Here is a 12956-nt window from a genome sequence, read left to right on the forward strand (position 1 = left end):
CGACGGCTACTTTCGCGGGCTGTCAAGCGCGTCCTCGACGGCCGCGAGTGCGTCGACGGGCGTGCGGTTCTGGCCCTTCTCGTTCTTGCCGAGCTGGGGCCAACCGGACCCTTCGGGGCCGAGCAGCTGGACCCAGATCGCCCGGGTCTTGTCGAGCAGCTCGCGCTGCTCGAGCTCATTCAATGCGGACATGAATTCCTCCTCTATTCCGACGCCGCAGGCCGCGGCGAAATCCTGGGGCGAGGTGTCGTAGGCGGCATTCATGTCGCAGTCACCGAAGGGCGGGCAACCCTCGGGCAAGCCGCCGCCGAAACCCTGGCCGTCGGTGTATTGGTGGGCGAGCTGGCCCGGCAGGTTCGGGTTGCGGCCGTAACCGGCGCCGACCATGCGCAACCCGTCGGGGCGATCGGACCACATGCCGTCGAAATCGCTCCGGTTGGCGTAGCCGATAACCCGCCGCCGGTCGCCGAGCCAGTCGGCCAGATTCCAGTACGCGGCGTTGATGCCCGCGGACTGATCGCCGCCGGGATTGCCGCCCGATTCGACGTCGATCATCGTGATCATCCGCGGGTGCGGACCGCCCACCTCGGCTACCATCTCGCGGTGGGTCTCGACGGTCTCGAGCCAGTTCGGTCGCCAGTAGAAATAGACGATGAAACATGCCAGGCGGCCGGAATCGACTGCTCGGCAAGCCCATTCATAGTTCGTCGCGAAGTTCGAATCACGGAACGTGCCGTCGTTGGAGCGGAAGCTCAGAATGCCGTGCGGATAGGAATCGTCCACCGGCGATTGAAAATATGACACGTCCGCGAAAAGACTGTCGACCATGGTGATCTCCCTCGATTTCGGCTGCGGCGAAACTTCCCCCGAGCGGTTGCCGCGCCGTCGATTTCACCGGCCCGACGCGGTGAGACGTCGATGAAACGTGGGTGAAGGGCCAGGACCGGAGACTCTTCCCTGTAGAAGAACCGCCCGGCGCCCGTTCGGCGCGACGGACCAATGCTGTAGCTGGTCGGCCGCCCGCGGAAGTTGTCGGTCTGATGAGCGAACCGGGCGTTCCATTTGCTGGACCGTGGACGATAAGGACCACGTGCTCGGTTCGTCGCAGTATCTGCACGGGAGGACAGAGAGTGAACGAAACGACGATGGAAAAGGCGGCCACGGGGGGCCGCGGCGTGCTCGAGGGGGCATTTGCCCTGTTGGAGGCCCTCGCGCACGGAGACGAGCTCGGCTTGACCCAGCTCGCGTCGACAGCGGGATTACCGAAGGCCACGGCCTATCGGCTGCTCAATCAACTGGTGGTGGAAGGAGCGGTACAACGCCGCGGCGGGCGGTATCAGATCGGACCCCGGGTGTTCCGGCTCGGGCAGACCTGGCAGCCCGCGCGGTTGCTGCGGGCCGCCTCGGCCCGGCCGCTCGGGCAGCTGACGGCGGCGACGGATCGGGGTGGCTTCAGCCTCTCGGTGACCGATCGGGGGCACACCATGCTGATCGGTGGCATCGGGCGCGAGATCGACGAGGTCTTCCCGCTCCGGGCGGGGGTGCTGCTGCCCTCGGGCACCGCCGCGGAGCAGGCGCTGGCCATCGGACGTCCGAATCACGCACCGCCCGAGGGGTTCTCGCCCCGCGAGTGGAGCAGGCAGATCACGCTGACGCGGGGGCGCGGACTGGCCTACGACACCGACATGAGCCGTTTCGGGCTGGCCTGTGTCGCGGCGCCGGTGCGCGGGCCGGCGGGTGAGGTGGTGGCCGCGCTGGCGGGCACCGTTACCGAGCTGAACCGGCTGCCCGCGGTCGCCGAGGCGGTGCTGCGGGCGGCGGGCCTGGTGAGTGCGAATCTGACCAGGTTGCTCAAGTCACAAGGGGTCATATCGCTGTAGGAGGTGGGGAGCCGTCAGGACGTCGCCAAGGCAGTGGGGTGACGCCCCGACGGCTCGCCGGTCAGGCGTATGAAATGCCGCCGCACCAGACGCGGGAGATGGCGCGCGTGGCGTGGATGTCGGCCAGCGGGTCGCCGTCGATGAGGACGAGGTCCGCGCGCAGGCCGGGGGCGATGGCGCCGCGGTCGGCCAGGCCGAAGTACTGCGCGGGCAACACGGTCGCGGCATTGAGGGCCGCCACCGGCGTCAGGCCCGCGGTGACGAGCAGTTCCAGTTCGCGGTGCAACGAGTCGCCGTGCGGCGGCTGATATGGCACGCCCTGCTCGGTGTTGGCGTCGCTGCCCGCGAGGATGGGTACGCCGGCGGCGTACAGCGTCGCGACGCTGGCGAGGCTGTCGGCGAAACCGAGACGGCCCAAAGCCGTTGCGATGCCCTGCATCATGACGAGGGTGGGTGCGGCAACCCGGCGTTCCTCCGCCATCCGGTGCACGTCCTGCGCCGGTAGCTGACCGTCCGACGGAACGTGGGTGATGATGTCGGCCCCCGCGTCCAGCGCGAGGGTGTAGGCGCCGAGCGATGCCGCGTGCGCGATGACCCGAAGGTTCTTGGCATGCGCCGCCGCGACAACAGCTTTGGCGGACGCCTCGTCGGGGCCGCCCTGCCCCGGCGCTTCCAGCACGAGCTTGATGTAGTCCGACCCGGCCGCGGCGCGCTCGGCGATCATCGCCTCGGCCTGCTCGGGGCCGTGGATGACCGCGTGCTCGGCCAGGCCGGGAATGCGGGCGTGCGCACCGTCCGCGCCGATGATCGGCGTGCCCGCGCTGCGAATGTCGGTGGTACCCGGCTGGTTCCGCAGGGCCGCGAGCTTTTCGGGCGGGAAGGTGGTCATGTCCAGTGCCGTGGTCACGCCGTGCGCGGCGAGCTGGTCGAGCGATTCCATCCCGGCCAGGTGCACGTGTGCGTCGATGAGGCCGGGCAGCAGGATCGCGCCATGACCGTCGACGCTGTCGGCGCCGTCGGTGTCGGTGCCGATCACCGCCCCGTCGATCACCACTGTGGTCGGTTCGGTCAGGCCGTGGCCATTGAAGACGCGAACGTTGTACAGGGCGGTTTTACCGATCGCTGGGGAGTCGACGGTCACGCAAGCCTCCGGTGCGGATAGTCCATGCAGCGGCGGGGTGCGACCGCTCCGCTAGGGAACGTTAGTAGCCGACCGTGCATTTGTCCGCACACGAAGTGATAACGCATTGTTCTCGTTAGAGCACCTTCAGATCTCGCGCACCGGTGTTACGGCTAGTCGGCGATCCGTTCGCCGGTCACCGGATGGAACAGGTGCACCGCGGCGGCGTCGGTCACCGTCAGGCTGACGGATTCGGCCAGCTTCGCCGGAGATCTGCTCGCCGAGCGGGACACGAACATGAACGATTCGCCGTCGAGGCCGGTGACCGTCGCGGAAGGGCGGGCGTAGACGTAGGATTCGCTGCCCAGTTCCTCGACGAGTTCGACCGTGACGGCGAAACCGGTTCCGTCCCTGCGCAGTTCGAGCTGTTCGGGGCGGATGCCGACGGTGACGGTGGCCAAGTTCGCCGCGGCAAGCCGAGTCATCCGTTCGCGCGGCAATTCCACCGCGCTGCCCGCGATCTCGACGCCGCCGGAGACCAGCGGGACGGTGCACAGGTTCATCGACGGCGAGCCGATGAAACCCGCCACGAACGCGGTGGCCGGCCGGTCGTACAGCTCGGCGGGGGTGCTGAACTGCTGCAACCTGCCGTCGCGCAACACCGCGACCCGGTCACCCATGGTCATCGCCTCGACCTGGTCGTGCGTGACGTAGACGGTGGTGGTGCCGAGACGTCGCTGCAGGGCGGCGATCTGGGTGCGCGTCTGCACGCGCAGCTTGGCGTCGAGGTTGCTCAGCGGCTCGTCCATGCAGAACACCCGCGGCTCACGCACGATCGCGCGGCCCATCGCGACCCGTTGACGTTGGCCGCCGGACAGTTTCGCCGGTTTACGGTCCAGGTACGGGGTGAGGCCGAGCAGTGCGGCGGCCTCGGCGACCCGGCGTTTGCGTTCGTCCACCGGCACTTTGAGCATCTTGAGCGCGAAACCCATGTTCTCCCCGACGGTCTTGTTCGGATAGAGCGCATAGTTCTGGAAGACCATCGCGATGTCGCGATCCTTGGACGGGACACCGACCATGTCGGTGCCGTCGATGCGGATCGACCCGGCATCGATCTCTTCCAGGCCGGCGAGCATGCGCAGGGCGGTGGACTTGCCCGAGCCGGAAGGACCGACCAGGACGATGAATTCGCCGTCGGCGATATCCAGGTCGAGCGCATCGACCGCGAGCGTGTCGGCGCCGGGATAGACGCAGGAAGCCGACTCGTAACGAATGGTGGCCATGGGTTTTCCTTACTTGATGGCGCCGAACGAGAGACCGCGCACCAGCTTGTTCTGCGCGATCCAACCGGCCAGGACAACGGGCAGCGCGGTGAGCACCGCCGCGGCGGAGAGCCGGGCCCAGTACAGGCCCTCCCCCGTGATGAAGCCGACCAGGAACACCGGAATCGTCTGTGCCTGAACGGCGGTCAGGTTCACCGCGAAGAAGAATTCGTTCCAGGAGAAGATGATGCAGATCAGCGCGGTCGCGGCGATACCGGGCGAGACCAACGGCAGGATCACCTCGCGCACGCCGGTCCAGGTGCTCGCGCCGTCCATGCTCGCGGCCTCGAGCAGCTCGCTCGGCACCTCGAGGAAGAACGAGCGCATCATCCAGACCGCGATCGGCAGGTTCATCGAGGTGTAGAGGATGACCAGCGCCCAGATGTTGTCGAGCAGGCCGATGTCGCCGACGATCACGTACAGCGGCACGATCGCCGCGACCACCGGCAGCATTTTGGTGCCGATGAAGAAGAACAGCGCGTCCTGGGTTCGGCGCACCGGCCGCAGCGACAGCGCGAACGCGGCGGGCAAGCCGAGGACGAGCACCAGGATGGTCGACATCGCGGTGGCGAAGGTGGAGTTCAGCAGCGTGGTGCCGATGCCGCTGTCCAGCACCGCCGAGAACTGGTCGAGGGTCGGGGTGAAGAACAGTTTCGGCGGATCGGTGTAGGCGTCGCCCTCCTGCTTGAAGGCGGTCAGCACCATCCACAGCACCGGGAAGAAGAAGCCGATGCCGACCGCCCAGGCCAGCGCGCTCCAGCACATCCCGGCCATACTGCGGCGCTTGCGCGCCTTGACGGCGGGTTTTTCGTCGAGGGCATGGGTAGTCATGCCGCTTCCTCTTTTCCGGTGAAGGACTTGAACAGCAGCCGCAACGCCAAGGTGGCGACCACGGTGGTGGCGATGACGGTGACCACACCCATCGCGGCCGCCTGGCCGATGTCGAAGCCGAGGAACGCGCGCTGATAGATGTAGAACGGCAGGTTCGAGCTGGCGATGCCGGGCCCGCCCGAGGTCATCATGTAGACCGCGTCGAAGGTGTTGACCAGGTAGATGGCGCCGAGCACCGCGCCGAGTTCGATGAACCGGCGCAGGTGCGGCAGCGTGAGCTCGCGGAAGACGGCGAAGGAATTCGCGCCGTCGACCCGGGCGGCCTCGACGATGTCGCGGGGCATGGACTGCAGCCCGGCCAGGATGAGCAGCATCATGAACGGGGTCCACTGCCACACCAGGTCGGCCATCACGGCGGGCAGCGGATATTTACTCACCCAGTCGACCTGGCCGACGCCGAAGGGCTTCAGCACGAAATTGATCAGGCCGAAGACCGGGTCGAGCATGGTGGTCTTCCAAATGAGCGCGGCCGCAACGGGAGTCACCAGGAACGGAGTGATCAGCAGGGTGCGCACCACGCCGCGGCCGAAGAACGCCCGGTCCAGCAGGAGCGCGAACAGCAGGCCGAGGATCACCGAGATGAGGACGGTGCCGACGATCATGATCACGGTGTTGACCGCGACCTCACGGAACTGGCTGTCCCGGAACACATCCGCGTAGTTCTGCAAGCCGTTGAAATGCCGCGAGCCGGGGCGCACCAGGTTCCACGACTGAGTCGAGTAGTACAGCGTGAAGACGAACGGCACCTGGGTGACGACGAGCATGAAGATCAGCGCGGGCAGCAGCGGGCCGCGGCGACGCCAGCCTTCGGCGCGGGAGATTCGGTCGCGCCGCGAGACGAGCGGGGGCGGCGAGGCGGCCGGTGCTGCGCTGGGAGCCGCTGGGGCGGTGGTGGTTTCGGACATGGTTACTGGCTCTCTCGATACGACCGGCCGACCACCTCGGCGTACTGCTGAGCTTGGTCGAGGGCGTCGCGGACGCTGATCCGGCCGGCGACCGCGGCGCTGATCTGCTGGCTCACCCGGGTGCCGAGGTCCTGGAATTCCGGAATGGTGAGGAATTGGATGCCGGTGTACGGAACCGGTTGCACGCCCGGGTGTTCCGGATCGACGCCCGCCATCGCCGACAGGGTGAGCGGCCCGTACGCCTTCGACGCTTCCTTGTACTCCGGAATCTGGTAGGTCGACAGGCGGCTGCCCGGTGGGACGTGCGACCAGCCGAGCTTCTCGCCGACCATCTTGATGTAGGGCTTGCTGGTCATCCAGGAGACGAATTTCCAGGCTGCATCCGGCTTTTCGCTCGTCTTCGGGATGCCGAGAGACCAGGTGTAGAGCCAGCCGGAGTTGGGCTTGTGCTGGATCGGGGCGAGCGCGTAGCCGATCTTGCCGACCACCTTGCTGGACGCGGGATCTTCCAGCACGCCGACGGCCGAGGTGGCGTCGTACCACATCGCGGTATTGCCTTGCGAGAGTTGAGTGGCGCATTCACCGAAGCCGCTGGTCGCCGCGCCGGGCTCGCCGTGCTTGCGCACCAGGTCGATGTAGAACTGCACCGCGCGAACGACTTCGGGGCTGTTCAGCTCGGCGTGCCAGTTCTCGTCGAACCAGCGGCCGCCGAAGGTGTTGATCACGGTGTTGAGCGGGGCGAGCGTCTCGCCCCAGCCGGGCTTGCCGCGCAGGCAGATGCCGGAGCGGCCGTGGCCGGGGTCGTCGAGTTTCGCCGCGGCGTCGGCGACCTGGTCCCAGGTCGGTTCGACGGGCATGGTGATCCCGGCCTGGTCGAGCAGGTCCTTGCGGTACATCAGGAACGACGACTCGCCATAGAAGGGCACCGAGTACATGTCGCCCTGATACGACAACGACTTCCGCAGCGACGGAATGAAGTCCTGCTCGTCGTAGCCGGGGGTGTTGCGAGCGTGGGTCGACAGGTCGGTCAGCCAGCCGTTGGCGGCCCACTGCGGGGTCTCGTAGTTGCTGATCATCACGACGTCGAACTCGCCGCCGTGGGTGGCGACCGAGGCGGTGATCTTGGCACGCGCCTCGTTCTCCGACAGCGACACGAATTTCAGCTTGGTGCCGGGGTTTTCGCGCTCGAACTCGCCGGACAGTGCGATCGCGTCCTGCATCTGCGAGTTCGACACCATGGCGATGGTGACGGTATCGCCGCCGCCTGCGGTGAACGATCCGGCGCCAGCGCAGCCTGCCGTACCGAGCAGCACCGAAATGGCCAGTGCCAGTGTGCGTCTGCTGATCGGTCTATGCCTTGACATCGGCCATGCCCTCCTTCTGTTCCAGCAGCCACCGCGCGCATTCGATGTCGGTGACGAGGATCTTGGCCAGCCCGCCGCGCAGTACGCCGAGGGTGGCCTCGTGTTTGACCTGACCCCCGGCGATCAGCAGCGACGACGCACACCCGCGCACGGCATCGAGGGTGACCGAAACCGTGCGGGCGGCAAGCGATCCCGCGACGTCGCGGCCGTCGGCCCGGAAGAACCGGCCGCCGATCTCGCCGACCGCGCCGAGCCCGCGCAGCTCGTCGAGGATGGCGGTGTCGAGGTAGCTGCCCTCGAACAGGGTGGTCGCGGTGGACACGGTGCCGACGCCGAACATCATCACGTCGGCGTTGCGGCCGAGCGCCAGGGGGTGGCCGAGCAGCGAATCCTGTTCCAGCGCGGTCACTGTCGCGGCGTCGGCGTAGAGCGGGGCGTTCAGCCGGACCGGGGTGGCCTGCAGCACGGTGGCGCAGCGGCCGAGGGTGTAGTCGACGCCGGTTTGGTAGTCGACCGAGGTCATCGACCCGTCGAGCTGAACAACGGTGGCGCAGCGGGCGGACTTCGTGCGCAGTTCGCGGGCCACGGCGATTGTCTCTGGGCCCCAGGTGAATCCGAGCGTCGCCTGCGGTTGTAATCGACGGGCCAGCACGCTGACCGCGGCGCGGGCCAGCGGCAGCAGGCCGGAGGGGGAACCGTCGGGGACGTCGCGGAGCACGACGGCCTCGGTGAGTCCGAACGCGCGCTCGAGGTCGCTCTCGATGTCGGTGTGCACCGAGTCGCGCAGTTCGTCGGGGACGCTGATCTCGATGCGGACCAAGCCCTGCGCGCGTGCCCTGGCGATGAGCCTGCCCGCCGTCGGTCGCGAAACACCGAGCTTGGCGGCGATTTCGGCCTGCGTGGCGCCCTCGAGGTGATACAGCTGCGCGGCTCGCAATGCGAGCCGGACGTCGTCGGGCGTGCCCGGGCGGGAAGGGACGGTGGCCACACGGCCTCCTCAATGAGCCTGAGCATATGCTCAGCGTGTGAACTACTGCTCACAGAAGGTACCATCCGACGTGTGACGTACACAACACTGGCGGGGTGACTATGACTTGGGACACCAGCGTGCCGTTGCGTTCCGCGACGCTGCGGGACCTCGACTCCGGCATCGCGATACCGACCTATGACCGGACTGGAATCACCACCGGCATAGTGCATTTCGGTGTCGGCGGATTCCATCGCGCACATCAGGCGATGTATATCGACCGGCTGCTCGATGGCGGCGGCGCGCGCGAGTGGGGGATCTGCGGGGTGGGCGTGCTGCCCGCCGACCGCCGGATGCGTGACGTGCTCGCCGCGCAGGACGGGCTGTACACGCTGTCGGTGCTGGCACCGGACGGCAGCTGGAACACCCGCGTGATCGGCTCGATCGTCGAATACCTTTACGCGCCGGACGATCCCGAGGCGGTACTGGCGAAACTCGCCGATCCGGCCACCCGCATCGTCTCGCTCACCGTCACCGAGGGCGGTTACCATTTCTCCGCGAATACCGGCGCGTTCGACACCGACGATCCGGAGATCCGGGCCGACCTCGCCCCGAATGCGGTGCCGAGCACCATCTTCGGGCTGATCACCGAGGGGCTGGCGCGGCGAAGGGCGCGCGGTGTCGCGCCGTTCACGGTGATGTCGTGCGACAACATCGAGGGCAACGGGCATGTCGCGCGGGCGACGTTCAGCGCGTTCGCGGGGCTTTGCGACCCCGAGCTCGGCGACTGGGTTGCGCGGGAGGTTCGGTTCCCGAATTCGATGGTGGACCGGATCACGCCGGTGACACCGCCCGAGGCGACGGCCCAGGTCGAGCGGCGGTACGGGGTGACGGACCGGTGGCCGGTGGTGACGGAGCCGTTCGCGCAGTGGGTGCTGGAGGATTCGTTCACCCTCGGGCGACCGGATTACGGCGCGGTCGGCGTCCAGCTGGTCGAGGACGTCGCGCCCTATGAGCTGATGAAGTTGCGGCTGCTCAACGCCAGCCATCAGGCGCTCGCCTACTTCGGGTATCTCAGCGGCTATCGGCAGGTGCACGACGCGGCGCAGGATCCGGCGTTCCGCCGGTTTCTGCTGCGGTACATGGACATCGAGGCGACACCGACATTGCGGCCGGTGCCCGGGGTCGATCTCGGGCAATACAAGCACACGCTCATCGAGCGGTTCTGCAATCCGGCGATCGGCGACACGGTGGCGCGGCTGTGCGCGGAATCCTCCGATCGGATTCCCAAATGGGTGCTGCCGGTGATTCGGCAGCGGCTGGCCGAGGACGGCGAGATCGCCTGCGCGGCCGCGATTGTCGCCAGCTGGGCGCGGTACGCGGAAGGCATCGACGAACAGGGTGAGCCGATCGACATCGTGGATCGGCTGCGCGAACGGCTGGTCCCGCTGGCCCGCAGGCAGCGGGACGATCGCACCGCATTCCTCAGTGAGCGTTCGGTTTTCGGCGATCTGATCGACGAGCCACGGTTCGTGAGCGCCTATGTCGCGGCGTTGGATTCGTTGTACGCCAAGGGAGCTCGTGCCACGGTCGCGGAGTTGGCGGGTTAGGGCTATCCGGCAGTAGCAGAGCGCGGAATTGCGGGCTATGAGGACCGACTCGACGCTGATCATCGCGCCTCCGGGAGGTGACTGGATCCCGGCAGCCTGACTGCCGCGCCGAAGACCGTGGTCAACGTCGTCGAGTCGTCACTCTATGGGTAAACGGGCAGACAGCCGAATTCTCAGCGAGAGACGAAACCGCTCGGCCGCGGGAGTGGCTGGCTGGACTACTCTGTCTCCGGTTCGCGGTGCCGGTCGGATTGGTCGCCCTGGTCGGAGCGCGGCAGCAAAGTTTCCCCGGGCAGGCGGGATTGCCGCAACCCTGGTCTGACCAGCGGAGCGCCCCACTCAGCCATTCTTTCTGCCCAGTCGTGGTCGCTACCGCCGCCCCGCTGGTGGTCAGTGACGCGCGCGACGACCCTCGATTCGCCGAGAGCCCCGCCGTCACCGACCTGGGTGTAGTGGCCTACGCCGGTATGCCGTTGACCGACTCGGCCGGACATGTGCTCGGCGCGTTGTGCGCCATCGGTCACACACCGCGTGATTGGCGGACCGAGGAACTCGACGAACTGTCGTGGCTGGCCGAACGATGCTCGACCGAGCTGAGCCTGCGCCTCGCCGGACACGAGACCGCCCTCGAACGGCAGCGCACCGATACATTGCAAGGCTTGTTGGGTTCCGCGCTGCACCGATCGCAGCTGATGCTCACCGCCGCACAGTCTTTCAGCGATCTCGACTCTGTCGTCGAGTTGCGCGACCGGATCGCCGAGTTGGTGGCCGGCGACCTCAAACCCTCCCGGGTCCAACTGATCATCACCAACGAGCAGGATCCGCGCAGTACCGCTGAAGATCAATTCGATCCGACCCCGCCGGATATCGACGCCGCACCGGTTCCCGCTGGGCAATGGGGCCAATTCGACACCGGCGGCCCACTGCTGACCGCGCAGGTCGTGCGGGAAGCCCGATTGATCAGCCACGACGATCTACGCGGCGGCACGTTGGCCCCATCCGCCGCACGCGATTATCTCGACGCCGGACTGCTCGCGGTCACCGCGGCCCCCATCCTGGATATCGACGGCGTCGCGGGCGTGCTCGAATTCGCGTGGGACCAGCCGCACCAGGTTGACATCACCGAACAGGCCACCATCGTCACCATGGCCAGCTTTGTCGCCACCGCGTTGCACCGAATTCGCTTCCTGCGCAGCCGGATCGGTGTGGTCCATCAGCTACAGCAGGCCATGCTGACCGACCTGCCCGCGATCCCCGGCCTGCGACTCGGCGCCCGCTACCTGCCTGCCGAGGAAGCCGAACAAGTCGGCGGTGACTGGTACGACGTATTCACCCTGCCGTCGAGCACCGGCGCCGCGGCCACCACCGCGATCCTGGTCGGTGACGTCGTCGGCACGACATCCACGCCGCGACCATTATGGGTCAACTCCGGGCGATGCTGCGGCAAGCCTCCTGGACACAGCCCCGCCGACGCGCTGACCGCGCTGGATGGCGCGGCGGCACACCTGATCGAGCACACCACCGGCACGACCGTGCTGGCCTACCTGAGTCCCGTCGACGACGGCACCGGCCGGTGGGCGATGACCTGGTCCAACGCCGGGCATCCGCCGCCGATTGTGCTGGAACCGGATCGCGGCATCACCATCGCGACCGAGCACGACCACCTATTGGGCTATCCCGAACTGTTCGCTGCCGCGCGCACCGACCGGCGCCGCTTGCTCGCGCCCGGCTCCACCGTGCTGCTCTATACCGACGGACTCATCGAACACACCGGCACCGACTTCGATGCCGCCATCAACTCCCTCGCCGACCTCGCCGCCGACACCCGGTGTCGACGCGCCCGAGCAGCTGATCGACACCATCCTGCGCACTTTCGCCCCGCATGGCGCCCCGACGATATCGCCATTTTGGCCGTACACATCCGGTGACCGATTCAGATGGGCAGGACTCGGGTGACCGCGTGCGTTTCCCCGGCGACGGTGAACCAGATGTCGAGGGCCGAACCTGCGCGCTGGGCGGCCAGGTCGACGTGATCGCCGGACTTCAGCGGCTTCACGTATTCGATGATCGCGCGATGCGGGCCCGACTTCAGGTCGTCGTGATCGGCCAGGACTTCCTCGACGCCGCTGAGGTAGACCGCGTTGTTGACGTGATCCAGCATGTCGATATCGGTGATGCGCAGCGGGAACGGACGCCGCTGTACGTCCGGCGCCTCGATCGGCGCCGGGTCGGTGAGAGCGGCCTTCCAGCGCAGCCGGTGTTCGGTGGTGCTGGCCAGCATCGGCTCCATGAAGCGGTCGCTCATCCGAGCGGGCACGCCGGATTCGGTACCGAAATGAATCAGGAAGGCCTCGGTCTCCACCAGACCGCCGCTGCTCCCGGTGATCTGCACCCGCATGTTGCACCAGCGGGTGGACAGGCCCGAGCACCAGCGGCGCAGGATGACCCGCTCGCCGAACTGGATCGGCTTCAGCACATCCATCACCGTCCGGCGCACCACCCAGCCACGATGAGTGTCACCGTCCTCGACGGCATCGAGATGCTCGAACCCGATGTCCTGCAGATACCGGGCAATAGCATCGAGTCGAAGGCGTTGATCGCCATCGGTATCGGCGAGACGAACCGGCCACCCCGTTTCGAACGGGGTTCCGGCGGTCGGACGTTCCGGCAGCACGCTGGGAATGACCATGAACGGATAATGCCAGCCCACGCCCACCCCTCGCGCGTCGGCACGGTCAGCGCGTCACACATCTCACACCAAACCCGTACCTTTTCTCGGGAGTCGCACCCGGGTAGGGCCGAGAAGGCAGGCGCACTCGCAGTATTCCGCCACCGTCCGCGTCCGAGCGCGCCGCAGTGAATTCCCTTGATATGAACGAGCCCCGAGGCGCGGGCGG

Annotated in this window: 11 protein-coding genes; 3 read left to right on the forward strand and 8 right to left on the reverse strand. The window is 67.3% G+C overall.

Annotated elements, in window-relative coordinates; genetic code table 11:
- Positions 1-6: 6 nt before the first annotated feature.
- Positions 7-828 (reverse strand): hypothetical protein, encoded by an 822-nt coding sequence (locus tag ACIA8C_RS34570; RefSeq protein WP_397142091.1) that lies wholly within the window; start codon positions 826-828, stop codon positions 7-9.
- A 302-nt stretch (positions 829-1130) separates the two neighbouring features.
- Between ACIA8C_RS34570 and ACIA8C_RS34575 the strand changes: the two genes are divergently transcribed.
- Entirely contained in the window at positions 1131-1880 is a 750-nt protein-coding gene (locus tag ACIA8C_RS34575) for an IclR family transcriptional regulator (RefSeq protein WP_397142093.1), read from the forward strand.
- A gap of 61 nt (positions 1881-1941) precedes the next feature.
- Here ACIA8C_RS34575 and ACIA8C_RS34580 read toward each other — a convergent pair whose 3' ends face one another.
- The 6 genes from ACIA8C_RS34580 to ACIA8C_RS34605 all read right to left on the reverse strand — a co-directional run bounded on the left by ACIA8C_RS34580 (position 1942) and on the right by ACIA8C_RS34605 (position 8470).
- Positions 1942-3021 carry an amidohydrolase family protein gene (locus ACIA8C_RS34580; protein WP_397142095.1) on the reverse strand — a complete coding sequence of 360 codons (1080 nt, stop codon included), beginning with the start codon at positions 3019-3021 and terminating at the stop codon, positions 1942-1944.
- Between the two features lie 152 nt (positions 3022-3173).
- Entirely contained in the window at positions 3174-4283 is a 1110-nt protein-coding gene (locus ACIA8C_RS34585; protein ID WP_397142097.1) for an ABC transporter ATP-binding protein, read from the reverse strand.
- Between the two features lie 9 nt (positions 4284-4292).
- Positions 4293-5096, reverse strand: coding sequence for a carbohydrate ABC transporter permease (locus ACIA8C_RS34590; protein ID WP_397142153.1), 804 nt, complete (start codon positions 5094-5096; stop codon positions 4293-4295).
- Between the two features lie 53 nt (positions 5097-5149).
- Positions 5150-6118: a carbohydrate ABC transporter permease gene (locus ACIA8C_RS34595; protein WP_397142099.1), complete on the reverse strand. Its 969-nt coding sequence runs from the start codon at positions 6116-6118 to the stop codon at positions 5150-5152.
- Positions 6119-6120: 2 nt separating this feature from the next.
- Positions 6121-7482 carry an ABC transporter substrate-binding protein gene (locus tag ACIA8C_RS34600; RefSeq protein WP_397142101.1) on the reverse strand — a complete coding sequence of 454 codons (1362 nt, stop codon included), beginning with the start codon at positions 7480-7482 and terminating at the stop codon, positions 6121-6123.
- On the reverse strand, positions 7469-8470 hold the full coding sequence (locus ACIA8C_RS34605; protein ID WP_397142103.1) for a sugar-binding transcriptional regulator: 1002 nt from the start codon (positions 8468-8470) through the stop codon (positions 7469-7471). The genes ACIA8C_RS34600 and ACIA8C_RS34605 overlap by 14 nt, the downstream gene beginning before the upstream one ends.
- A 101-nt stretch (positions 8471-8571) precedes the next feature.
- Between ACIA8C_RS34605 and ACIA8C_RS34610 the strand changes: the two genes are divergently transcribed.
- Together ACIA8C_RS34610 and ACIA8C_RS34615 are read left to right on the forward strand one after the other, a co-directional pair.
- On the forward strand, positions 8572-10059 hold the full coding sequence (locus tag ACIA8C_RS34610) for a mannitol dehydrogenase family protein (protein ID WP_397142155.1): 1488 nt from the start codon (positions 8572-8574) through the stop codon (positions 10057-10059).
- A 239-nt stretch (positions 10060-10298) separates the two neighbouring features.
- A complete protein-coding gene (locus ACIA8C_RS34615; protein WP_397142105.1) occupies positions 10299-11987 on the forward strand; it encodes a SpoIIE family protein phosphatase in 1689 nt (562 codons plus the stop codon).
- Between the two features lie 5 nt (positions 11988-11992).
- On the opposite strand, the gene ACIA8C_RS34620 is transcribed toward ACIA8C_RS34615, so the two are convergent.
- Positions 11993-12748: an acyl-[acyl-carrier-protein] thioesterase gene (locus ACIA8C_RS34620; protein WP_397142107.1), complete on the reverse strand. Its 756-nt coding sequence runs from the start codon at positions 12746-12748 to the stop codon at positions 11993-11995.
- Between the last annotated feature and the right edge of the window lie 208 nt (positions 12749-12956).

The organism is Nocardia sp. NPDC051321 (assembly GCF_044455225.1).
GTDB lineage: Bacteria > Actinomycetota > Actinomycetes > Mycobacteriales > Mycobacteriaceae > Nocardia.